Genomic DNA, 20,619 nt, shown 5'->3' with positions numbered 1-20,619 from the left:
TCAGATCTCGCGGAGGACTCTCGCGGGGTTGCCGACCGCGACCACGTTCGCCGGGACGTCACGGGTGACGACCGAGCCGGCCCCGATCACACTGTTGTCGCCGATCGTGACGCCGGGGCAGACGATCGCACCGCCGCCCAACCAGACGTTGTCGCCGATGACGATCGGCTCCGCCGCCTCCAGCTTGTCGCGGCGCGGTTGCGGGTCGACCGGGTGGGTGGGGGTCAGCAGCTGGACGTTGGGGCCGATCTGGCAGTCCTCGCCGATCGTGATGCTCGCCACGTCGAGCGCGACGAGGTTGTAGTTGACGAAGGTGCGGGCGCCGACGGTGATGTGCGCGCCGTAGTCGACGAACAGCGGAGGCTTGACGAACGCATCCTCGCCCAAAGCTCCGAGGAGGTCCTCGAGGATCGCGCGGGCCCCGTCGTCACCGGCGATGTAGGCGCGGTGGTAGGCGTCGGCGAGCTGCGCCCCGTGGAGGGCTAGGCGCTCGCTCTCCGGGTCGTCCGAGATGTAGAGGTCACCGGCGAGCATGCGCTCACGGTTGGTGCGGGGGTCGCCGGCGAAGTAGTCGTGACTCATGTGTACGATCGTACATTGCGGGTGAACCCGTGCATGCAGCGAATGCTCAGGCCGCCCCGCCCGCGACCCGGTCGATCGCGGCGCGCACCGCCGAGGCGTCGTACGGCTCGACGTCCAGCGCCCGGTGCAGCGTCATCCCCTCGACGAGTGCGTCCAGGATGCCCGCCGTCACCGGGTCGAAGAGCCGCTCGAGCACGGCGCGGCTCCGACCCATCCAGGCGTTCGTGATGGTCCGGTAGCGCGGGTCCCGTGCCGCCAGCGTGTACAGCTCCTGCGTCAGCACGAGCTCCCGCGGGGTGCCGAAGACCTCGTGCAGGATGTGGCGGGCGAGCGCCTCCCGCGCCTCGGCGGCCGACGTGCACGCCGCCATGCTCGCGTCGAACCCGGCGCTGAAGGTGCGCGCGAACCGGTCGAACGCCTCGCCGAGCAGGGCATCCATGCCGGTGAAGTGGTAGGTCATCGAGCCCAGGGAGACGTCGGCGGCCTCCGCCACCCGGCGATGCGTCGTGCCCGCGACCCCGCGCTCGGCGATCACATCGAGGCAGGCGTCGATGATCCGGTCGCGCCGGGCGGGGTCGTGGCGCCGCGGTCTGCGCGCCTCGGCAGGGGAGCTGTCGGCCATCCCGCCAGCGTACACATGTACCAATCCGGCGGCCGGACGGTCGATTCCGACCCGTCAACCCCGTTCACAAGCCCGGTCGACCGGCCTACCGTCCGTGGGGAATCGAGTCCAAGGAGCGATACCGATGGCCACCACCGCCAAGAAGACCACCAAGACCACCGCGGCCGCCGCGCCCCGCACCTCTCGCCCGCGCGGCGAAGCGGCCGGCGAGCACACCACCCGTCGCGAGAACGCGGAGCACGGCTTCGTCGCACCCGCGTCCCTGGCCGCCGACCTGCAGCGCGTGCTCGTCGACCTGATCGAACTGCACCTGCAGGGCAAGCAGGCGCACTGGAACATCGTCGGGCACAACTTCCGCGACCTGCACCTCCAGCTCGACGAGATCGTCGAGGCGGCACGCGAGTTCAGCGACGACATCGCCGAGCGCATGCGCGCCCTCCACGCCACGCCGGACGGCCGCTCCCGCACGGTCGCCGAGTCCACCACGCTCGACGACTTCCCGAACGGCGAGATCGACACGGCCGTCGCCATCGACCTCATCACCGCGCGTCTGGAGGCCGTGGTCCGCACGATGCGCTCGGTGCACGACGACGTCGACGAGGCCGACCCGACGTCTGCCGACCAGCTCCACGCGATCATCGAGCGCCTCGAGCAGCTCGCCTGGATGGTCAGCGCCGAGAACCGCACGCCGGCCAAGGCCTGAGCCGGCCGCCCGCGGGCCCCTCGATCACGTGTCGAGGGTGTCCCGCGGGCTCTCGCCGAACGTCTCGCGGTAGTAGGTCGCGAACCGCGGGAGATGGCTGAAGCCCCACCGCCTCGCGATCTGCGCCACCGTCGCGCCGTCCGTCCGCTCGCGGCGCTGGAGGTCGGCGCGGGCCGCCTCCAGCCGCATCCGGCGCAGGTAGCGGGTGGGGGTGTCGCCGAACACGCGGCGGAACGCCTCCTGCAGCCCGCGGGCCGACAGGCGCGCGGCCTTCGCGATGTCGGCGACGCTGATGGGGTCCGCGACGTTCTCCTCCATGTACGCGATCGCCCGCCGCACGGCCGCGGGGGTCGCGGTCGCCCCGTCGCGCGCAGCGGGCAGGTCGAGCAGGTCGCTGGGGAAGACGGACACCAGAGCGGCGGTGAGACTGCGGAAGAGCGCATCCCGCACCAGCTCGCTCGAGAACACCTCGGGATCGGCCGCGACGGCGCGGGCATGCGCGGTGGCGGCCGACCAGAGCCGGGCGCGCTCCGGAGAGACGGGCGCAGCGTCGGCGAAGCGCACCGGGAGATCGTCCCGCCCGTAGTGCTGGGCGAGCAGCTCCCGCACCGGACGCTCCTCGAGCTGGGTCGCGTTCAGCAGCAGGTGCGCCTCCCACTCCGCCTCCGCGGGCGCGACCGGATGAAGGTACGGCTGCGTCGTGTCGAGAACGCGCCGGCCCGCCGACACCTGCACCGGGAGCTCGGACTCGCCGACGACGAAGGCGGTCTGGGCTTCCATGGCGGCTCGGCCCGACGAGCGTAAGTCGACGCTCACGAGGGAGAAGCGCTCGTCGCCCACGACCGAGAGGTCGCAGCTGAACCGCCTGCTCGCCGGGACGGTCAGCTCGACCCCGCGGTAGACCCCGCGGAGCAGGTCGAGGGCGACATCAGGGTCCGACGTCCGCAGCTCCTCGCGGGTCGTCACGAGACCAGGGCGCGCAAGTGGGCCGCGTACCCGTCCGGCGCCCGGCCATCGAGACGTGCCGAGGTGAGGACGGGATGCTGCTCGCTCTCGACGACCGGGCGACCGGACGCCCTCACCCGTGCCACGAGATCGACGTCTTCGCCCACCACGAGCGGAAGGACACCGCCCGCCTCCGCGTAGGCGCTGGCGCGCACCCCGAGGTTGGCGCCGTGGACGTGCCCCAGGGTCGCGCCCGGCGGATGGCTGCGCGTCCAGGCGTGGCGTCGGGCCGCATCCAGGTCGTCCAGGCGCGGAACGACCGCGCCGACGAAGAGGTCCGCGCTCTCGGCGGCCGCCAGATGCGCCTGCAGCCACATGCGCGGGACCACGGTGTCGGCGTCGGTGAAGGCGATCCAGGTCCGCTCCGGCGCGGACGCGGCCTGGGCCAGGCCGGCCGCGACGCCGTCCTGCCGCGCTCGGCCGACGTTGCCGTGGTCGCGCTCGACGATCAGCACTCCGGCGAAGCCCCGGGCGATCTCGGCCGAGGCGTCCACGCAGCCGTCGAGGACGACCACCACGGTCACCGGCACCTCCACGTGCGCGGAGGCGACGAGCACCGACTCGAGGCAGGCCGCCAGCGTCTCCTCCTCGTCGCGCGCGGGCACGGCGACGATCACATGCTCGACGGTCATCGGTAGACCTCCAGCCGGAACGACTCGTCGACATGGCCGACGAGCCGGCGCAGGCCCGACTGTGCGGCGAAACGCTCATGCGCCTCCGCACCCGTCTGCGCGAAGTCGTCCGCGATGCCGGACCAGTGGCACAGCAGCACCGCGCCGCCCGGGGCGAGGCAGGTCACGATCCGGTCGATCGTCGCTTTCCACTGGTCGGCCGCGAGGTAGTAGGCCAGTTCGGAGACGACCACCAGGTCGAAGGCCCCGCCAGGCCACTCGCCGGGCACCCGCATCCGCTCGACGCGGACGGTGGGGAGTTCCGCCGTGCGACGGGTGGCGAGCTCGACGGCGGCTGCGGAGGCGTCGATCCCCAGCACGGAATCGCACCGCTGGGCGAGCGCGGCCGAGAGCTCGCCGTTGGAGCAGCCGAGCTCGAGGGCACGGCCGTAGCGTTCCGCCGGCAGGGACGCGAGCGTCAGTGCGCGCTTGCGCCGCTCGTACCAGCGGGTGCGCACCGACCAGGGGTCCGCGCTGGCGCGGTGCAGCCGCTCGAAGTGCTCGCCGAGCGGATCCTCCTGCGGCTCGATCAGCAGCTCCCGCCCCGCGGCCGCACGCTCGAGGAGACCCGCGGGGAGGACGCCGGACGGGTTGGCGGACGAATGCACCTGCGACGGGAACGCGGCGAGCGCCGCCCCCTTGCGTTTGCGGGCCTCCCCGGTCAGCTCCACCTCCGACGCGCGCGACCAGGGGAGGTCGTCGGGCGTCCCCCACTGCCAGAGCCAGATCGGGTAGTAGCGGAGGGTGTGACCGGCCGCCGCGCACACCTCGGCGGTCTCCCGGCCGAGTGTGCGGTGGTCTCCGTGGCGGTCGCCGGGCCAGGGCGCGAGCACGAGCCGCCGGGTGCCGTCGGCACGGAGGACCTGCTCCAGGCCGCTCCGCAGGGCGTCGGCCTCGTGCTTGAGCCGGCCGTCGGTCAGGCCCAGCAGGACGGGTCCGGTCGTGACGCCGAGGCGGTCGAGCGCTTCGGCCAGTTCCGCGGCCCGGGCCGGCTCGGCGACCGTGGCGACCACCACGGACACGGGGATGCCCGCCTCCGCGCACGAGGCGATCAGACCGCCGGCGCCCAGGGTCTCGTCATCGGGATGCGCGGCGAGCACGGTGACCGCGTCGAACCCGGCCAGCCACTCGGCCGTCCGGCGCGGGACCTCCCGGCGACGCGCCTCCTCCTCCCACTCCTCGTGCGGCGTCACCGTCACGAGCGGGTCGAAGCTCACCACGCGAGCCCGGCTTCGGGCAGGTGACGGGCGAGGGAGGCGTCGTCGCGGCCCCGGTGGTACTGGGCGACGTACAGCTCGAGGTCGGCGCAGCGCCGGGCGAGGCTCTCGTCGAAGGCGAGGGCGGCCGGTCCGAGCACGTCGCGGGCGGCGGCGAGGGCGAGCACGACGGCGTCCGCCACGGTGCCGCGCACGCCGTGCGCGAGCAAAGCCGCGTCGTCGACCGCTCCGCTGTCGATGCGCGCGGCGGCGTCGCGGAGGGCGAGCCGTCCGGCGTCGAGCGCGCGGTGCAGCTCGCCGGCGCGAGCCGCGCCGAGTTCATCGTCGGGGCGACGGCGCACCCGCGCCGCCAGCGCCTCCGCGATCGGGAGGCAGCCGCCCCACCAGCAGGCGGCGACCCCGACGGCGCCCCAGCGGAAGCCGGGACGATCCAGGTACCACCCGTCGCCGCCCACGGGCGTCGCGAGCGCTCCGTCGAACCGGACGGGGCCGCTCACCACCTCAGCCAGGCCGCGGGCGACCCAGTGGGCCGGCTCCGCGGTGACCTCGGCGGCCGTGAGGTCGACCGCGAACATCCGCCGTTCGCCGGTCAGGGTCGTCGCGGTGACGAGCGCATTGGTCAGCTCGCCGGCGAGCGAGCACCACGCCTTGCGCCCGCGCAGCAGCCAGCCGTCGGCGGTGGGGATCGCCTGCACCACCGCGTCCGGAGCCTCGGCGGCGAACACGCCCCAGGTCGTGCCGCGCTCGGGCGCCGGCTCCCCGGCCTCCGCGAGTATGGCCACGGCGTCCACGTGCGGCTCGAGGACCCGGGCGGCGGTCACGTCGCTCTCAGCGACGCGCGCCAACCGGCGGAGGCGCTCGTCCGTCTGCCCCGCACCCGGCGACGGGAGCAGCGACCCTGGCTCGACGGCACGGAGGACGGCGAGCATCGGCGCCACGCTGCCTCCCCACGACGACGATGCGGAGAGGAAGCGCGCGAACGAGGCGCCGTCCGTGGTCACGGCCGCCTGCTGCACTGCCGCCTCAGGGATGGAGTACGACCTTGACACAGCCGTCCTTCTTGTCGCGGAACAGGTCGTACATGCCCGGAGCGTCGTCGATCGAAGCGTGATGCGTGACGAGGTCCTCGGTGCCGAGCGGATCCGACGGGTCGTCGACGAGCGGGAGCAGGGTGTCGCGCCAGGAGTGGACGTTGCACTGCCCCATCCGCAGCGAGAGCTGCTTGTCGAACATCTTCATGAGCGGCATGGGGTCGGCGACGCCGGAGTAGACGCCGCTCAGCGAGACCGTGCCCCCGCGCCGGACCGAGTCGATCGCGAGCATCATCGCGGCGAGCCGGTCGACGCCGACGGTCGTCATGAGCTTCTTGGCGACCGGGTCGGGCAGCAGACCGACCGCCGACTGCGTGAGGGCGGTCGTCGGATTGCCGTGGGCCTCCATCCCGACCGCGTCCACGACCGCGTCCGGACCGCGGCCGTCGGTGGCCTCGCGCAGCCACGAGGCCGCGTCGTCGGAGAGGTCGAAGGTGTCGACGCCGTGCCGCTCGGCCATCGCGCGCCGTTCGGGGACGGGGTCGACGGCGACGACCCGGTGACCGAGGTGCACGCCGATCCGGCTCACGAACTGCCCGACCGGCCCGAGGCCGATGACGCCGAGCACGCCGCGCTCCGGGAGGTTCGCGTACTGCACGCCCTGCCAGGCGGTCGGGAGGATGTCGCTGAGGAAGAGGTACCGCTCGTCGGGCAGTTCGGTGCCCACCTTGAGCGCGTTGAAGTCGGCGAGCGGCACGCGCAGGCGCTCGGCCTGGCCGCCGGGCACGGAGCCGTAGAGTTCGGTGTAGCCGTACAGCGCGGCACCCGTGCCCTGGTCGTAGTTCTGCGTCGTCTCGCACTGGGTCGTGAGGCCCAGCCGGCACATGTGGCAGTGCCCGCACGCGATGACGAACGGGATCACCACCCGGTCGCCCACCGCGAGCTCGCGCACGTCGGCGCCGACCTCCTCCACGATCCCCATCGGCTCGTGGCCCAGGATGTCGCCGGCGCTCAGGAACGGCCCGAGGACGTCGTACAGGTGGAGGTCGGAGCCGCAGATCGCGGACGACGTGATGCGCACGATCACGTCCGTCGGCTCCTGGATGCGCGGGTCGGGGGCGTCGACGACGGCGAGCTTCTTGTTCCCCTGCCAGGTGAGTGCTCTCATGACTCGACAAGTACGCCGTCGTACAGGTCTCCGACAGGGGTTCACAATCGGGGCCATCCGTGGATCAATGATTGCCCAGGGGCATCCGGCACCCGGCAGGAGAGGACCGACGATGACGACGAGACTGAACCGGGCCGCGCTCGAACACGCCCGGGAGCTGATCGCGAAGAGCCGGATCGTGCGCGACGAGCGCGACGACTGGAGCGAGCACGCGCCGAGCGCCGACGACGAGAACGCGTTCATCGACAAGCACGGCTGGACGGAGTTCGCGCTCTGGCATCTGGGCGAGGACCCGGACGCGTCGGAGGAGACGAAGGGGCGCTACACGTTCCCGTTCGGCGACTTCGCGCGCCTGCACCGCTGCGCCGTGATCTCCCTCGAGAGCCGCGCCGCCCAGAACGACCACGACGAGATCGCCCGCGCCGCGAAGAAGCTGCTCGACGAGCTGGACGGCGACTGAGCCAAAGTACCCCTCTCGCCGCGGGAGGAAACCCCCTGGGGAGCGTGCCGACGCGGTGGTTCGCTGGGACCATGCCTCAGAACCAGTACACCTTCGACAACCCCGTCGACCGCTACCCGCACATCGAGCCGCCCGAGAAGCAGGTCTCCGAGCCCGGCCGCGACAGCGAGCTCGACCCGCCCGCCGACCACGGCGAGACCAGCTACGTCGGCAGCGGCCGGCTCGCCGGTCGCAAAGCGCTGGTGACCGGCGGCGACTCCGGGATCGGCGCCGCTGCGGCCATCGCGTTCGCCCGCGAGGGCGCCGACGTCGCCATCGTCTACCTGCCCGACGAGGAGGTGGACGCCCAGGCGATCGCCGAGCAGATCCGCGCGGCCGACCGGGAGGCGCTGCTGATCCCGGGCGACCTGACCGATCGCGCCTTCTCCGCTGAGGTCGTCGAACGCGTCGTCGACACCTTCGGCGGGCTCGACATCCTGGTCAACAACGCGGGCAAGCAGATCTTCTGCACCGACCTCGCGGAGCTCCCCGACGACCAGTTCGACCTCACGATGAAGACGAACGTCTACGCGATGTTCTGGCTCACCAAGGACGCCCTCCCGCACCTGAAGCCGGGCGCGACCATCATCAACACGACCTCGGTGCAGGCGTACACGCCGGGCGAGCAGCTCGTCGACTACGCGACGACCAAGGCCGCCATCAACGCGTTCACGAAGGCGCTCGCCCAGCAGCTCGCGCCGAAGGGCATCCGCGTCAACGCGGTCGCGCCCGGGCCGATCTGGACGCCGCTGCAGCCGAGCGCCGGCCAGCCGCCGGAGGAGCTGCCGGACTTCGGATCCCAGACCCCGATCGGTCGCGCCGGGCAGCCCGCGGAGCTGGCTCCGGCCTACGTCTTCCTCGCCTCCCCCGAGTCGAGCTACGTGATCGGCGAGACGCTCTCGGTCAACGGAGGGATGCCGACGCCGTAACGGACGGCCAGGGCTCTCCCAGACGGATCATCGACGACTCCCAGCCACCCGCGGGGCGGGACTCCGTAGGTTTGTTGACATGTCCCCGATGAAGAAGTCCTCGAAGGTCTGGATCTCCGTCGCCGCGGGAGTCGTCGTGCTCGGCGTGGCCGGTGCGATCGCCGCACCGTACGTCTATCGCGACCTGATCGCGGGTCCGGCGGACGCGGTGCCGACGGTCGCGCTCACCACGGACCCGGAAGCGAAGACGACGATCGACACCTCCGACCTCAGTGGAGACTGGCAGGTCGGGGCGTCGTCGTTCGCCGGCTACCGGGTGGACGAGGTGCTCAACGGCGTGAACGTCACGGTCACCGGGCGCACGTCCGACGTCACCGGATCCTTCACCGTCGACAAGCTCACCCTCACGAAGGCGACCGTCACCGTCAAGGTCGCCACGATCGCCACCGACGAGCCCAACCGCGACGACTACTTCCGCTCCACCGCCCTCCAGACCGACACCTACCCCGAGGCGACCTTCGAGCTCACCCAGCCCGTCACGGTCAGCACTCCCGCGTCGGGCGCGGCCCAGACAGTGAAGGCCACCGGCACGCTCACCCTCCACGGGGTGTCGAAGACGGTGACGGCCGACCTCCAGGTGGGCCTGAACGGCAACGGCGGCCAGTTGAGCGGCAGCATCCCGATCACCTTCGCGGACTACGGCGTGACGGCGCCGAGCCTCGGCTTCGTGAAGGTCGAGAAGACCGGATCGGTGGAGTTCCTGCTCAACCTGGAGAAGGCGGCCGGCTGACTCAGCGCGGCGCCTCGAGCCCCAGCAAGGGGTAGAGGTCCGCGAAGCCGCCGTTCAGCCCGCCATCCAGCGCACCGATCCCGTGGCCGCCCGTCGGGAGGCTGACGAACGCGCTGTTGATGCCGGCCGCCCGAGCCAGCTGCGAGGCGCGCAGCGCGACGGCGTGGTAACCGGGGTCGTCGGCGCACGCCGTGAAGATCGCCGTGGTCCCCGGGAACGAGGACGCCCGCAGCCGGGTGAAGGGCTTGGCGCGGTCGTACGCCGCCTGGTCGCCTCCGAACTCGTCGTGGAGGGTCGCATCCGGATGCTCGGCACCCGGGAACTCCTCACCAGAGATGTCGAGGATGTTCGTGAACAGGTCGGGATGGCCGATGCCGAAGGAGAGCGCGCACAGGCCGCCGTTGGAATAGCCCGCGACGGTCCAGAAGCGGTGGTCGTGGGTGACGGCGAGGTTCTTCTCGGCCCACGCCGGAACGTCGCGCGTGATGTAGGTCTCCACGGCTCCGAAGCGCTTGGTGTCGCGGCAGAGGGTGTCGTGCGTCGGATCCCCGAGTTGGTCGGCGACGATCACGATCGGCGCCAATCCGTGATGGGAGGCGGCGAAGCGGTCCAGCACCCCGGCGATCGGCTCAGGGTCGGGGTTTCCCGGCTGCCCCATCATCATCACGACGAGCGGCAGCGTCGGCGGGTGGGCGACGCGGGCGGCGGGCGGCAGGTACAGGCCCGCCTCGCGCGCCCGGAACCCGCTCGCGGTGGGCGGGATGCGGACGGTGCCGACCTCTCCGCGCGCCGGCATGTCGCTCGGCGCACGCCAGTGCTTCCACAGCTCGGTGTCGTAGCGGTGCGCGGCGCTGGTCGGCGGCGTCAGCGCGATGGGCTTGGGGACGGTGATGGCGAGCAGGCCGCCGAGCGTGCGGTTGAGGCCGTAGTTGGCGTTGATCCCGACGGTGGCCGCGGCCAGGAACACGGGGATTCCCACGATCGCGACCACGGTCCGCCAGCGCGGCCGGCTCCCGATGCTCACCGCGCACAAAGCCACTCCGCAGAACGCTGCCGCGAGCCAGGCGTAGTTGCCCGCCCCGAGCGACTCCCCGAACAGGTTGAGCCAACGGACGCAGACGAGCCACACCACGATCGCCGCCGCGAGTCCGCCGACCGCGGCGAGCGCGACCCTGCGCAGCCAGCGTGCCGACGGGCGTCTCACGAGGAGCGCGATCAGGACGCCTGCGGCCGCCACGAACAGCAGCACCGGAAACGGGCCGCTCAGCACATCGAGCGACAGCACCCCATCGAACACGCGACGACCCCCGTCAGACCGGCCCCGCGAATGCTCGGCCCCTCCTCGGATCCGCTTTCGGACCCCCGCTCATTCAAGCGGATGGACAGCCGTCCATCGCTGAGATTCGTCCGACGGAATCTGCGCGTCCGCTCAGAACGGCCGATCGTCCGGAGCCGACGGCCGGGCCTCCGCCTCCAGCGCCCGGTACAGCGAGGACACGGAGCCGAAGCCGACGCTCCGGGCGATCTGCGCGGCCGGCATCGACGGGTTGCGGTCACGCAGCTCCCTCGCCTCCCGGGCGCGGGTCGCCCGCACCTCTCCCGCCACCGTCGTGCCTTCCGTCGCGAAGGCGGCCTGGAGGCTGCGCGGCGACACCTCCGCGAGTTCGGCCAGGCGTGGCACCGACAGCCGGGCGTCCGCATGGTTCTCCACGATGAGGCGCATCGTCCGCGAGAACAGGGTGAGCTCGCTCGGGTCGCCCTCGGCGATCAGCCGCGCGAGCGCACGCCCCACCTCCATCGCCACCGAGCGCAGCGGGCCGACGATGAGCGAGTTGCCGACGGATCCCGCGCTGAGGGAGGTCGCGAAGGCGAGCAACGGGGCGAGCACGTTCGCGGGTACCTCCGGTCGCGTGGAGCTGCGCCCCCGCCGCACATCGATGTCGCTCACCAGGGAGGCCGGGGCGCTGATGTAGAGCACCTCGTTGAGGTCGTCCAGCGTCTCGAACGTGAGCGGAGCATCGCCCGGCGGCACCAGGTACATCCCGGGGCGCCGCTCGATGACCGTCGAGGTGGAGGTCACCGCGATCCGGCCGCTGATGCACAGGATGACGGCGGCGCGCGTGAGCGAAAGTGCGTCGCGCGGCCATTCGACGAGTGCGCGCGGCAGGTTCGCGTGGGCGAAGGTGAGCTCGGGGAAGCGCGTCATCCGGATCCGCAGGCTGTCGGACTCCTCCAGCCGGACGATCCTCAGGTTGGCTGACGTCAGGTAATCCGACAGGGCCGGGTTCGCCTCCACCGCCGCGATGCCCCGGACGGCGAGCCGCAGTCCCTCAACGGGTGGCATTGCGTCCCACCTCGACCGCCGCGACGTCACCGTGCTCCTCCGATCCCGGGTCTGGTCCCAGTGAACCACCGGACGGTCGGCTCGCAAATGCGGAGACGTAGAGGCCGAACCGTCCTCGACGCGAGCAGAAACCGCAAGCGGACTCGCAGAACGCGCAACCGGCCTCTCCATCGACGCGCCGCTGGCGAAACTCGGTCGCACGGTCGGCCATCCAGCGAAGGAGCAGCCCATGTCGGATCCATCCGTGACCTGCACACTTCTCGTCCCGGGCTACGGTCTGGTGACCTGCGTCACCGAGATCGCCGCGAGCGAGGCGGGCGACGCACGGCACACCGTCCTGCGGTCCGCCGTGGACGAGGACCGCCGCCGGGTGGATCAGCGCACGTGGCACCGCATCGAACGCATCCTCGGCGCCCGCTGACGCGATCGGGCTTGCCGCCGAGGTTCACGTCGTTGCGGTCAAAAGGGCGAGAATGGGCGCCACTTCGTGAACTTCGACCGGCACGCGGACGGGGGTGGTGCTGTCGGGGGGCGGTGGGAGACTGGGCGGCGTGCTCCTCGATGCGCTCGTGACCACCGCAGACACCGTCGCCGCCACGCGGTCGCGGCTGGCGAAGGTCGACGCCCTCGCCGAACTGCTGAACCGGCTCGCCCCCGATGAGGTCGCGCCCGCCGTCGGGATGCTCGTGGGCCGCCCGCGACAGGGCCGCGTCGGCGTGGGCTGGCGCGGGCTCGGCGCCGCGATGGGTGAGCCGGCCGCAGAGGCCACGCTCACCGTCGGCGACCTGGACGCGTTCCTCGATCGGATGCTCACCCTCTCCGGGGCGGGCTCGGCCGCCGAGCGCACCGCCGCCCTGCGCGACCTCACCGGGCGCGCGACCGCGGCCGAGCAGGACTTCATCGGTCGCGTGCTGCTCGGCGAGATGCGCACCGGCGCGCTGGAGGGGGTGCTCCTCGACGCCATCGCTCGCGCCTCCGACCGGCCGGCCCCGAGCGTCCGCCGGGCGGCGATGCTGTCGGGCGATCTCGGCGAGACCGCCCTCCTCGCACTGACCGGCACGGCCGACGAGCTCGACGACGTCGGGCTCGTCGTCGGGCGACCGGTGCTGCCCATGCTGGCGGCGACCGCCGCGAGCGCGAGCGCCGCGCTCGAGACGACCGGGGAGGCGTCGGTCGAGTTCAAGCTCGACGGGGCGCGCATCCAGGTGCACCGAAACGGTGACGAGGTGCGCGTCTTCACCCGCACGCTCGCCGACATCACCCACCGGGTGCCCGAGGTCGTGGAGGTCGTGCGCTCCATGCCGGCGCGCGACCTCATCCTGGACGGCGAGACGCTCGCCCTCGACGAGGACGGCGGACCGCGCCCGTTCCAGGAGACCATGTCGCGCTTCGGCTCCGAGTCGGTCGGCGAGACCGTGCTGCACCCCTGGTTCTTCGACATCCTGCACGTGGACGGCCGCGACCTGCTCGACGAGCCGCTCTCGATGCGCCGCGCCGAGCTGGAGCGGGTGGCGGGCGAGCACCGCATCCCGGGCCGGGTGACCGACGACCCCGAGGTCGCCGAGCAGGTCGCCCGCGACGCCCTCGCGGCCGGGCAGGAGGGCGTGGTCGTCAAGGCGCTGGGCTCGCCGTACGCCGCGGGACGGCGCGGATCGAGCTGGATCAAGGTCAAGCCGGTGCACACCTACGACCTGGTCGTGCTCGCCTGCGAGTGGGGATCGGGCCGGCGGCAGGGCCTGCTCTCCAACCTCCACCTCGGCGCGCTCGACCCGGACGGCGAGTACGGCGAGCCGGGCGGCTTCGTCATGGTCGGCAAGACCTTCAAAGGCCTGACCGACGAGATGCTGCGGATGCAGACCGAGCTGTTCCAGGAGATCGAGGTGCGGCGCACCCCCGGCACGGTGTGGGTCGCGCCGACGACCGTCGTCGAGATCGCGATCGACGGCGTGCAGCGCTCCAGCCGCTACCCCGGCGGCATCGCGCTGCGGTTCGCGCGCGTCAAGCGGTACCGCGACGACAAGACGGCCGCCGAGGCCGACACGATAACGAACCTCCGCGGACTCCTGCGCGGCACTCCGGAGTAGGCTCCCGGGCATGACGAACAAGACCCCGCGCGAAGAAGAGATCCAGAAGACCGAAGAGGCGAAGGTCGCCGAGAAGGAGCGCCTGGAGCGCGAAGAGGAGGAGCGCCTGCGCTGACCCCCGCCACTGCTGTGTGACGCCGGTCATAGACAGGCGGGTGCGCTGAGCGCTAGCGTCCGAAGCATCCACGGAAAGGATGCTCGCGATGTCCACTTCTCAGCCTTCGGGTTTCGCCGCCTTCTCGCTCAACGGCAAGGACATGACCGGCTCGGTGATCAACAGCGTGCGGGTCGCACTCGGGATCAGCGGCACGGTGGCGCTGATCATCGGCGTCATCATCGTGTTCTGGCCGAAGACCGCCGCCGTCGGCCTCACCATCCTGATCGCCATCTCCCTGCTCGTGTCGGGCCTGGCGTACCTCAGCATCGGGATCTTCGCCAAGGGCCTCAGCGGAGGCTCGCGAGCGCTCGACATCGTGTTCGGCGTGCTGCTCGTGATCGGCGCGATCATCGCCTTCGCGAACCTCAGCGGCACGACCGCCTTCCTGGCCGTGTTCATCGGCATCCTGGTCGGCATCGCGTGGATCGTGGAGGGCGCGGTCACCCTCGCTCAGCTCGGCGACTCCCCGTCGCGCGGCTGGGCGGTTTTCTTCGGCATCCTGAGCATCATCGCCGGTATCGTGCTGCTCTTCACCCCGCTGTGGGGGATCGTGGTGCTGTTCGTGCTCACCGGCATCAGCCTGATCGTGCTCGGCATCATCCAGATCATCCGGGCGATCACGTTCGGCCGCGGGGTCGCGACCCCCTCGTCACCGGCCGTCTAGCGACGGTTCTCCCGGCGACTCAGGCGGCGGCGCCGACCGCTTCGGCGTACGTGTGCGTGCGGCCGATCGGGCACCAGCAGCCGACCAGGATCTCCTCGTGCGTGAGGGTGCTCTCGTAGACCTCCACGTGGAAGTCGAGCGGGTTGCCCAGCTCCTCCTCGGCGGTGGTCGGCCCGGTCGTCGCGGTCTTCGTCATGGCTCGTCCTCTCTCGACGGAGGGATGCACCCCTCCACGAGGTGAGACGACGGTTCGGGCGATCCATGACGCGAACTCGAGCGAATCGGTTCGTCTGCCGTGCGCGAGGCAGTCGCGACGGGCCGCGCTCCGTGAGGGACCACGGGCCGGCCCGTCGACGACGGCGGCCGCTCCGCATTCGGGTTGTCGGAGCGGAACCGGGGCGGGTGGGGGCGCTGCGCGCCTCGGCCACCCGGAAGAAGAGAGCCCCCAGGGGATGCCGACTGCTCCGTGTCGGGTTGAGACGTCATCGCTGTTCGGATTTCGTATCCACATCGCGGCGGCATCCCCGGGCTGAGACCACGCTATGGCCTCGCGGGCCGTGTCCTCAATCTGGAGGACAGAAACCGTCAATGGTTGACGGTGGACCCCGCGGTCTACCGTTCGTTCCGGCTGAAGAGATCCTCATGCGACACGGAGGTGTGGAGCAGCCGGCCCTCGGACGCGAAGCCGTGGCGCTCGTACACGACGACGGCCCGCGGGCTCGAGTGCACGGTGACACGTTCGAGCCCGTGCTCCGCGGCGCGCGTTAGGACGGCGTCGATGAGCCGGCCCCCGATCCCCCGGCCCCGCAGCCGCGGCACGACGTACGCGCACTGGAGATCGCCCGACGCACGGTCGAAGGAACGGGCGCTCGGCACCCGGGCCGTGCGAGCGAGCCAGGTCATCCCGACCACCACGCCGTCCGCGACGGCCACGAAGCACTCGTGCGTGGCCTGGTTGACCGCCGCCCACTCGGAGAATCGCGCCGCGAACACCTCGCGCACATCGTCCGGCTCGCCGCCGAACTCGAGGAGGGAGTCCCAGCGCAGGCCGCCGGCCTCCGCCCACTCGTCAGGCCCGGCGGGATGCACGTCGACGTCGCTCATCCCGACACCCTACGACGGGCGGACGCCGCAGTGGCGCTGCGGGTCAGTGCTGCGACGAGACGCTACGCGCGGCCGCGGTTGCGGCGGCGCACATCCCGGGGCGCGCGGCCGCCGAGGAACGACTTGCCCGGGTCGACCAGGAACCCCTGGCGCAGCGCCTCCCGGCCCACCAGCATCCGGAAGCCCATCTGGTCGCGGTTGCTCAGCGTGGTCTCGGCCTGCACGGTGCGTCCCGCGAGGGCGAGGTCGAGGAGGACGACGATCCGCTCCTCGGTGTGGCCCGAGGAGCTGCGCACGACGCGGCGGTCGTGGATGTCGCACTCGACCGCGATCGCATCCGCGTCGGAGTCCTGCCACGGGTGCACCGTGAACCGCACCCGGTTGCCGTCGAGCTCCTCGATGTCGAAGGTGTGGAGGGCCGAGCTGCGGGCGCCCGTGTCGATCTTGACCTTGATCCACGGCACGCCGACGCCGGGAAGCCCTGCCCACTCACGCCAGCCGACCGCCACGGTGTTTGAATGGAGGTCGTCAGCCATTCCCCCATCTTGGCAGGAGCACCGGTGAAACTCGCCATCCTCTCGCGCGCCCCGCACGCCTACTCGACGCAACGGCTCCGCGCGGCAGCGCTGCAACGCGGCCACCGGGTGAAGGTGCTCAACACCCTGCGCTTCGCGATCGATCTCTCGGGCGACGAGCCCGATCTGCAGTACCGCGGCAAGCTCCTGTCTGACTACGACGCCATCCTGCCCCGCATCGGCAACTCGATCACCTACTTCGGCACGGCCGTGGTGCGCCAGTTCGAGCAGATGGACGTCTACACGCCGAACACCGCCAACGGGATCACCAACTCCCGCGACAAGCTGCGGGCCAGCCAGATCCTCTCCCGCCACAACATCCAGATGCCGGCCACGACGTTCGTCAACAACCGCAACGACGTGCGGCGCGCCATCGAGCAGGTGGGCGGCGCCCCGGTCGTCATCAAGCTGCTCGAGGGCACGCAGGGCATCGGCGTGATCCTCGCGCCCGAGGTGAAGATCGCCGAGTCGATCATCGAGACGCTGCACTCGACGAAGCAGAACGTGCTCATCCAGAGCTTCATCCGCGAGAGCCGAGGGCGCGACATCCGCGCCCTCGTGGTCGGCGACCGGGTCGTCGCGGCGATGCGGCGCATCGCGAACGGCGACGAGTTCCGCTCCAACGTGCACCGCGGTGGCACGGTGGAGAAGGTGGAGCTGACGCCCGAGTACGAGCAGGCGGCCGTCCGCTCGGCGCAGATCATGGGCCTGCGCGTCGCGGGCGTCGACATGCTCGAGGGCAACGACGGCCCCCTCGTGATGGAGGTCAACTCCTCCCCCGGGCTCGAGGGCATCGAGCGCGCGACCGGCCTCGACGTCGCCGGCGCGATCATCGACTTCATCGACAACCAGGTCGCCTTCCCCGAGATCGACGTGCGTCAGCGCCTCACCGTCTCCACCGGCTACGGCGTCGCCGAGCTGCTCGTGCACACCAACGCGGACCTCGTCGGCAAGACGATCAAGGAGTCCGGGCTGTGGGACCGCGACATCACGGTGCTGACCGTGCACCGCGGCAGCTCCGTCATCCCGAACCCGCGCAGCGGCGTGCTGCTGGAGCCCGGTGACCGCCTCCTCTGCTTCGGCAAGCTGGAGGAGATGCGCTCGATGATCCCCGACCGCCGCAAGCGCCGCGCGAAGGTCCGCAAGCTGCCCAAGGAGCCGCTGCCCGAGACCGAAGCCGCGTCGTGAGAGCCGTCAGGCGTCGTCCCACCAGCGGAGGACGCGCAGCGCCCGCAGCGTGATCCAGCGGCTCGGGTGCCCCTCCCCCTCGCCCCAGTCGTTCCAGGCAGGGCCCTCGTGGTGGTTCTCGAGTCGCCAGAGACCGCGCTCGTCCGCCTTGCCGCGCAGCAGCTCGACCGCGTCGGCGAGGCGTGGATCACGCCGATCGACGGTGCGGAAGTGCTCCAACCCGCGCAGCACGTCGTGGTACCAGCGCACGGGATACGACAGCATCGTCATGCGCGGATCGGCGACGGCCCCCGTGGACCGGCGGCGATACAGCCCGCGCTCGAGCAGGTACTCCTCGCCGGAGGCGAGCGCCTCGGCGACCGCGGGGTCGGCGCGGCCGGTGCCCCGCCAGGCGGCCAGGCCCTCCACCACGCAGATGGTCGAGTGGAACGAGGAGACGCGGGCACCGTACTCGGCCCAGCAGTTCCACGCCCCGTCGACGAGGCGACCATCGACGAGGGTGGCCGCGATGCGGGAGCCGTCCTCGCCGAAGTAGGCGGCCGCGGCGAGCGCCATCCCGTTGATGCAGGGCTCCACCTCGCCGTCGAAGTAGCGCTCGCCGGCGTGCTCCCAGCGCACGTTCTCGCGGACGCGCGCGATCGCCTCCCGAACCTCCGGAGCGGCCGGGTCGACGCCGAAGTCGGCCAGCTGCTGGAGGACGAAGTGCGTGGCCGTCCAGGCGTCGAAGAACGGACGGCTCTCGTCGACCCAGCCGGGGCGGTAGGTGCCGCCGTCCCAGCGGCCGTCCGCATCCTGCGCAGCGAGGAGCTCGGCACCCCAGCCCTCGCGGGCGACGCGCGAACGCTCGGTCGCCACCTCCTCGTCGGTCGCGTCCGTCAGGTCACGCAGGGCCTGCCAGCGGAGGGCGGGGTCGGCGTCGAGCAGCCAGTCGATGGCGGTCATGGCCGACATGGTACTCAGCCCGCGGACATTCGTGCCGAATGTCGGGAAACGGCGCCGCATTCGCCACATTCGGCACGAATGTCCGCGGGCGAGAGGAGGCGTGGCCGCGCTATCGCCGGGCGTTCTCGACGTCGAGGGCCGAGTACACGGCGCCCCCGCACTCCGTGCACGTGCCGCCCGCGGTCAGCTTGAGGGTGTCGCCGACCGTGCGGCCGATCACGACGATGCGGCCGCCGCAGCGCGGGCACGGCACGACGAGCGGCATGCTCGCGGGCACGCCACCGGGCGTCGAAGCGGGAGGCATGTGTGCCACTGTCGTCCTTCCCCGTGCCGTCGCGCAAGTCGGCATCGGGATTTTCTCCGTTTTCGTTGCCGCGACCCGCGCGCGTCCGCCAAGCTCGACAGACCACGACGACCGCGACCACGGAGGATGACGATGTCGTTCCAGGCGTATCTCGACAACATCGAGGCGAAGACGGGGCTCACCCCGCGGCAGTTCATCGAGCTGGCCCACGAGCGCGGGCTCGACGCACCGGGCACGAAGGCCGGCGACATCCTCGCGTGGCTCAAGGACGACTACGACCTCGGCCGCGGGCACGGGATGGCGCTGGTCCACGTGATCACCAAGGGCCCCCAGATCAGCAGCAAGCACGTCGGGACCGACGGCACCCACTCCGACGAGTCCGAGACGCTGTGGCTCGACGGCGCCGCCACCAAGCCGAGCTGACGCGCTACTCGCCCGCCCAGACCCCGTAACGCACCCGCTGCAGCGGCCACTCCGACGCCAGCCAGCGCGGGACCGCCGCCGCCAGCTCGGCCTCCAGCGGACCGCCGGCCTCGGCATCCACGACCCACCAGCTCACGACCGCATCGTGCGCCTCGTCGTCCGCCTGATCGATGTAGACGCACCCGAGCAGACGGGTCTCGGCGTCGTCGAAGAGGGCGTAGTTGAACGACTCGTTCGTGCGCATCTCGGCGGCGTGGTGCTCGAGGTGCTCGAGGTCCTGCTCGCGCGTCATGCCCTCGGGCGGCCAGCCCCAGTGCTCGCCGTAGATCGCGAACAGCCGCTCGCGGGAACCCATCACCGCAGCCAGGTCGAGGTCGACGTCGCCGGGCGCGATCGGCCGCAGATGGTGGGTGGAGCCGACGTCCGCTCGCGGCGGGTGCTCGAAGGTGCGGGGGAGCCAGGGCATGCGCGTCCTCTTCTCGTCGTCGAGTGGATCCGTGGGGCGATCCCGTTCGGGGACAGGATGCCACGGATCCCCGGCGGATATCATGGCCGGATGACGGACGAGGAGGCTGCCGTCGCCACCCCGCACCGGCCGGCGACCCTCAAGGACATCGCCGCGCTCGCGGGCGTCTCGATCGCCACCGCCTCGAAGGCGCTCAACGGGCGGGAGCACGTGCGGGAGGAGACCCGCCAGCGCGTCCAGCGGGCGGCCGAGCAGCTCCACTTCTCGCCGAACACACTCGCGCAGGGGCTCTTCGCCGGGCGCACCGGCACGGTCGGGCTCATCACGAGCGACCTCGACGGCCGGTTCTCCATCCCCATCCTGATGGGCGCGGAGGACGCCTTCGGCGCCGGGAGCATGTCGGTGTTCCTGTGCGACGCGCGCGGCGACGCGATCCGCGAGCAGCACCACCTGCGGGCCTTGCTGTCGCGGCGGGTGGACGGGATCATCGTGCTCGGCGACTCCGCCAACCCGCGCGATTCCATCGGCCACGACCTCCCGGTGCCCGTCGTCTACGCGTACGCGCCCTCGACCGACCCCGGCGACGTCTCGGTCGTGAGCGACAACCTCGGCGCGGGTCGCATGGCCGCCGAGCACCTGCTCGCCTGCGGCCGCTCGCGCATCGCCTACATCTCGGGCGACGTGACGTACGAGGTCGCGCGGGAGCGGGTCGCCGGCGCGGCCGCGGTGCTCGGCGAGGCGGGCCTGCAGCTCCTCGGCGGCGAAGCGCTCTACGGCGCGTGGAGCGAGGTCTGGGGGCGGGGTGCCGCCCGCACGGTGCTCACGCGCTTTCCGGAGGTCGACGCCATCCTCTGCGGGTCCGACCAGATCGCCCGCGGGGTGCTGGACGTGCTGCACGAGACGGGCCGGACGGTCCCGGACGACATCGCGGTGATCGGGCACGACAACTGGGAGCCGCTGGCGACCCAGTCGCGGCCTCCGCTGACCACGATCGACATGGAGCTGCAGGAGGTCGGCCGGGTCGCCGCGCAGCTGCTCGTCGAGGCGATCGACGGTCGCCCCGGGAGCGGATCGCACCGGGTGGCGTGCCGGCTCGTGACCCGCGACTCCACCGCACCCGCGGGCTGAGCGGGCTGACCCGCCTGGCTCGG

25 protein-coding genes are annotated in these 20,619 nt (G+C 71.8%); 10 read left to right on the top strand and 15 right to left on the bottom strand.

Annotated features, from left to right (window positions below; all coding sequences use genetic code 11):
- Both FHX33_RS12715 and FHX33_RS12710 read right to left on the bottom strand, forming a co-directional pair.
- The gene (locus tag FHX33_RS12715) at positions 1-582 is read right to left on the bottom strand and encodes a sugar O-acetyltransferase (protein WP_021764818.1); all 582 of its coding nucleotides are present in this window, start codon (positions 580-582) and stop codon (positions 1-3) included.
- Between the two features lie 46 nt (positions 583-628).
- Positions 629-1,204, bottom strand: coding sequence for a TetR/AcrR family transcriptional regulator (locus FHX33_RS12710; protein WP_021764819.1), 576 nt, complete (start codon positions 1,202-1,204; stop codon positions 629-631).
- A gap of 124 nt (positions 1,205-1,328) precedes the next feature.
- Between FHX33_RS12710 and FHX33_RS12705 the strand changes: the two genes are divergently transcribed.
- Complete coding sequence (locus tag FHX33_RS12705; protein ID WP_021764820.1) at positions 1,329-1,907, top strand: Dps family protein; 579 nt, start codon at positions 1,329-1,331, stop codon at positions 1,905-1,907.
- 24 nt (positions 1,908-1,931) lie between these two features.
- Here FHX33_RS12705 and FHX33_RS22155 read toward each other — a convergent pair whose 3' ends face one another.
- The 5 genes from FHX33_RS22155 to FHX33_RS12680 are packed head-to-tail and all read right to left on the bottom strand — an operon-like array spanning position 1,932 to position 6,999.
- Positions 1,932-2,873 (bottom strand): helix-turn-helix transcriptional regulator, encoded by a 942-nt coding sequence (locus FHX33_RS22155; RefSeq protein WP_021764821.1) that lies wholly within the window; start codon positions 2,871-2,873, stop codon positions 1,932-1,934.
- Complete coding sequence (locus FHX33_RS12695) at positions 2,870-3,544, bottom strand: glycosyltransferase family 2 protein (protein ID WP_183428586.1); 675 nt, start codon at positions 3,542-3,544, stop codon at positions 2,870-2,872. The genes FHX33_RS22155 and FHX33_RS12695 overlap by 4 nt, the downstream gene beginning before the upstream one ends.
- Positions 3,541-4,803 carry a PIG-L family deacetylase gene (locus FHX33_RS12690; protein WP_021764859.1) on the bottom strand — a complete coding sequence of 421 codons (1,263 nt, stop codon included), beginning with the start codon at positions 4,801-4,803 and terminating at the stop codon, positions 3,541-3,543. The genes FHX33_RS12695 and FHX33_RS12690 overlap by 4 nt, the downstream gene beginning before the upstream one ends.
- Positions 4,797-5,801: an acyl-CoA dehydrogenase family protein gene (locus FHX33_RS22150; RefSeq protein WP_338092030.1), complete on the bottom strand. Its 1,005-nt coding sequence runs from the start codon at positions 5,799-5,801 to the stop codon at positions 4,797-4,799. The genes FHX33_RS12690 and FHX33_RS22150 overlap by 7 nt, the downstream gene beginning before the upstream one ends.
- Positions 5,802-5,823: 22 nt before the next feature.
- Positions 5,824-6,999 carry an alcohol dehydrogenase catalytic domain-containing protein gene (locus tag FHX33_RS12680; RefSeq protein ID WP_021763068.1) on the bottom strand — a complete coding sequence of 392 codons (1,176 nt, stop codon included), beginning with the start codon at positions 6,997-6,999 and terminating at the stop codon, positions 5,824-5,826.
- Between the two features lie 112 nt (positions 7,000-7,111).
- Here FHX33_RS12680 and FHX33_RS12675 point away from each other — a divergent pair, with 112 nt between their 5' ends.
- From FHX33_RS12675 to FHX33_RS12665, 3 genes are all read left to right on the top strand, one after another.
- Positions 7,112-7,459: a hypothetical protein gene (locus FHX33_RS12675; protein WP_021763067.1), complete on the top strand. Its 348-nt coding sequence runs from the start codon at positions 7,112-7,114 to the stop codon at positions 7,457-7,459.
- A gap of 71 nt (positions 7,460-7,530) precedes the next feature.
- A complete protein-coding gene (locus FHX33_RS12670; RefSeq protein ID WP_021763066.1) occupies positions 7,531-8,427 on the top strand; it encodes a glucose 1-dehydrogenase in 897 nt (298 codons plus the stop codon).
- Positions 8,428-8,506: 79 nt separating this feature from the next.
- Positions 8,507-9,217 (top strand): YceI family protein, encoded by a 711-nt coding sequence (locus tag FHX33_RS12665; RefSeq protein ID WP_021763065.1) that lies wholly within the window; start codon positions 8,507-8,509, stop codon positions 9,215-9,217.
- Position 9,218: 1 nt separating this feature from the next.
- On the opposite strand, the gene FHX33_RS12660 is transcribed toward FHX33_RS12665, so the two are convergent.
- Positions 9,219-10,514, bottom strand: a complete 1,296-nt coding sequence (locus FHX33_RS12660; RefSeq protein ID WP_183428585.1) for an alpha/beta hydrolase-fold protein — start codon at positions 10,512-10,514, stop codon at positions 9,219-9,221.
- Positions 10,515-10,646: 132 nt separating this feature from the next.
- Positions 10,647-11,561, bottom strand: a complete 915-nt coding sequence (locus FHX33_RS12655; protein ID WP_021758723.1) for a helix-turn-helix domain-containing protein — start codon at positions 11,559-11,561, stop codon at positions 10,647-10,649.
- Positions 11,562-11,790: 229 nt separating this feature from the next.
- Between FHX33_RS12655 and FHX33_RS12650 the strand changes: the two genes are divergently transcribed.
- The 3 genes from FHX33_RS12650 (at position 11,791) to FHX33_RS12640 (ending at position 14,466) form a co-directional block, all read left to right on the top strand.
- A complete protein-coding gene (locus FHX33_RS12650) occupies positions 11,791-11,982 on the top strand; it encodes a hypothetical protein (protein WP_021758727.1) in 192 nt (63 codons plus the stop codon).
- Positions 11,983-12,112: 130 nt separating this feature from the next.
- Positions 12,113-13,645, top strand: coding sequence for an ATP-dependent DNA ligase (locus FHX33_RS12645; protein ID WP_183428584.1), 1,533 nt, complete (start codon positions 12,113-12,115; stop codon positions 13,643-13,645).
- A gap of 203 nt (positions 13,646-13,848) precedes the next feature.
- Positions 13,849-14,466 (top strand): HdeD family acid-resistance protein, encoded by a 618-nt coding sequence (locus tag FHX33_RS12640; protein ID WP_039921890.1) that lies wholly within the window; start codon positions 13,849-13,851, stop codon positions 14,464-14,466.
- 19 nt (positions 14,467-14,485) lie between these two features.
- Here FHX33_RS12640 and FHX33_RS12635 read toward each other — a convergent pair whose 3' ends face one another.
- From FHX33_RS12635 to FHX33_RS12625, 3 genes are all read right to left on the bottom strand, one after another.
- Positions 14,486-14,662, bottom strand: a complete 177-nt coding sequence (locus FHX33_RS12635) for a hypothetical protein (protein WP_021762615.1) — start codon at positions 14,660-14,662, stop codon at positions 14,486-14,488.
- A gap of 416 nt (positions 14,663-15,078) precedes the next feature.
- Positions 15,079-15,570 carry a GNAT family N-acetyltransferase gene (locus tag FHX33_RS12630; protein WP_021762616.1) on the bottom strand — a complete coding sequence of 164 codons (492 nt, stop codon included), beginning with the start codon at positions 15,568-15,570 and terminating at the stop codon, positions 15,079-15,081.
- 62 nt (positions 15,571-15,632) lie between these two features.
- Positions 15,633-16,106, bottom strand: a complete 474-nt coding sequence (locus FHX33_RS12625; protein WP_021762617.1) for an ATP-dependent zinc protease family protein — start codon at positions 16,104-16,106, stop codon at positions 15,633-15,635.
- Positions 16,107-16,130: 24 nt separating this feature from the next.
- Here FHX33_RS12625 and rimK point away from each other — a divergent pair, with 24 nt between their 5' ends.
- On the top strand, positions 16,131-17,333 hold the full coding sequence (gene rimK, locus FHX33_RS12620; protein WP_021762618.1) for a 30S ribosomal protein S6--L-glutamate ligase: 1,203 nt from the start codon (positions 16,131-16,133) through the stop codon (positions 17,331-17,333).
- A gap of 6 nt (positions 17,334-17,339) precedes the next feature.
- On the opposite strand, the gene FHX33_RS12615 is transcribed toward rimK, so the two are convergent.
- Both FHX33_RS12615 and FHX33_RS12610 read right to left on the bottom strand, forming a co-directional pair.
- The gene (locus FHX33_RS12615) at positions 17,340-18,275 is read right to left on the bottom strand and encodes a hypothetical protein (protein WP_039921895.1); all 936 of its coding nucleotides are present in this window, start codon (positions 18,273-18,275) and stop codon (positions 17,340-17,342) included.
- Positions 18,276-18,384: 109 nt separating this feature from the next.
- Positions 18,385-18,579 carry a hypothetical protein gene (locus FHX33_RS12610; RefSeq protein ID WP_155829000.1) on the bottom strand — a complete coding sequence of 65 codons (195 nt, stop codon included), beginning with the start codon at positions 18,577-18,579 and terminating at the stop codon, positions 18,385-18,387.
- 132 nt (positions 18,580-18,711) lie between these two features.
- Between FHX33_RS12610 and FHX33_RS12605 the strand changes: the two genes are divergently transcribed.
- Positions 18,712-19,002, top strand: coding sequence for a DUF4287 domain-containing protein (locus tag FHX33_RS12605; RefSeq protein WP_039921893.1), 291 nt, complete (start codon positions 18,712-18,714; stop codon positions 19,000-19,002).
- Positions 19,003-19,006: 4 nt separating this feature from the next.
- On the opposite strand, the gene FHX33_RS12600 is transcribed toward FHX33_RS12605, so the two are convergent.
- Entirely contained in the window at positions 19,007-19,468 is a 462-nt protein-coding gene (locus FHX33_RS12600; RefSeq protein ID WP_021762622.1) for a GNAT family N-acetyltransferase, read from the bottom strand.
- Between the two features lie 90 nt (positions 19,469-19,558).
- Between FHX33_RS12600 and FHX33_RS12595 the strand changes: the two genes are divergently transcribed.
- The gene (locus FHX33_RS12595; protein WP_179700842.1) at positions 19,559-20,596 is read left to right on the top strand and encodes a LacI family DNA-binding transcriptional regulator; all 1,038 of its coding nucleotides are present in this window, start codon (positions 19,559-19,561) and stop codon (positions 20,594-20,596) included.
- Positions 20,597-20,619 lie beyond the last annotated feature (23 nt).

The sequence above is a fragment of the Leifsonia aquatica genome, assembly GCF_014190775.1.
GTDB classification, from domain to species: domain Bacteria; phylum Actinomycetota; class Actinomycetes; order Actinomycetales; family Microbacteriaceae; genus Leifsonia; species Leifsonia aquatica.
The sequence above is the reverse complement of the archived record's forward strand: the minus strand, read 5'-3'. Positions and strand labels throughout refer to the sequence as shown.

What these genes read in the sequence shown, in the direction of transcription:
- FHX33_RS12715 (WP_021764818.1), bottom strand. Translation starts at nt 582, where the DNA reads ATGAGTCACGACTACTTCGCCGGCGACCCCCGCACCAACCGTGAGCGC.
- FHX33_RS12710 (WP_021764819.1), bottom strand. Translation starts at nt 1,204, where the DNA reads ATGGCCGACAGCTCCCCTGCCGAGGCGCGCAGACCGCGGCGCCACGAC.
- FHX33_RS12705 (WP_021764820.1), top strand. Translation starts at nt 1,329, where the DNA reads ATGGCCACCACCGCCAAGAAGACCACCAAGACCACCGCGGCCGCCGCG.
- FHX33_RS12695 (WP_183428586.1), bottom strand. Translation starts at nt 3,544, where the DNA reads ATGACCGTCGAGCATGTGATCGTCGCCGTGCCCGCGCGCGACGAGGAG.
- FHX33_RS12680 (WP_021763068.1), bottom strand. Translation starts at nt 6,999, where the DNA reads ATGAGAGCACTCACCTGGCAGGGGAACAAGAAGCTCGCCGTCGTCGAC.
- FHX33_RS12675 (WP_021763067.1), top strand. Translation starts at nt 7,112, where the DNA reads ATGACGACGAGACTGAACCGGGCCGCGCTCGAACACGCCCGGGAGCTG.
- FHX33_RS12670 (WP_021763066.1), top strand. Translation starts at nt 7,531, where the DNA reads ATGCCTCAGAACCAGTACACCTTCGACAACCCCGTCGACCGCTACCCG.
- FHX33_RS12665 (WP_021763065.1), top strand. Translation starts at nt 8,507, where the DNA reads ATGTCCCCGATGAAGAAGTCCTCGAAGGTCTGGATCTCCGTCGCCGCG.
- FHX33_RS12655 (WP_021758723.1), bottom strand. Translation starts at nt 11,561, where the DNA reads ATGCCACCCGTTGAGGGACTGCGGCTCGCCGTCCGGGGCATCGCGGCG.
- FHX33_RS12650 (WP_021758727.1), top strand. Translation starts at nt 11,791, where the DNA reads ATGTCGGATCCATCCGTGACCTGCACACTTCTCGTCCCGGGCTACGGT.
- FHX33_RS12640 (WP_039921890.1), top strand. Translation starts at nt 13,849, where the DNA reads ATGTCCACTTCTCAGCCTTCGGGTTTCGCCGCCTTCTCGCTCAACGGC.
- FHX33_RS12635 (WP_021762615.1), bottom strand. Translation starts at nt 14,662, where the DNA reads ATGACGAAGACCGCGACGACCGGGCCGACCACCGCCGAGGAGGAGCTG.
- FHX33_RS12630 (WP_021762616.1), bottom strand. Translation starts at nt 15,570, where the DNA reads ATGAGCGACGTCGACGTGCATCCCGCCGGGCCTGACGAGTGGGCGGAG.
- FHX33_RS12625 (WP_021762617.1), bottom strand. Translation starts at nt 16,106, where the DNA reads ATGGCTGACGACCTCCATTCAAACACCGTGGCGGTCGGCTGGCGTGAG.
- FHX33_RS12615 (WP_039921895.1), bottom strand. Translation starts at nt 18,275, where the DNA reads ATGACCGCCATCGACTGGCTGCTCGACGCCGACCCCGCCCTCCGCTGG.
- FHX33_RS12610 (WP_155829000.1), bottom strand. Translation starts at nt 18,579, where the DNA reads ATGCCTCCCGCTTCGACGCCCGGTGGCGTGCCCGCGAGCATGCCGCTC.
- FHX33_RS12605 (WP_039921893.1), top strand. Translation starts at nt 18,712, where the DNA reads ATGTCGTTCCAGGCGTATCTCGACAACATCGAGGCGAAGACGGGGCTC.
- FHX33_RS12600 (WP_021762622.1), bottom strand. Translation starts at nt 19,468, where the DNA reads ATGCCCTGGCTCCCCCGCACCTTCGAGCACCCGCCGCGAGCGGACGTC.
- FHX33_RS12595 (WP_179700842.1), top strand. Translation starts at nt 19,559, where the DNA reads ATGACGGACGAGGAGGCTGCCGTCGCCACCCCGCACCGGCCGGCGACC.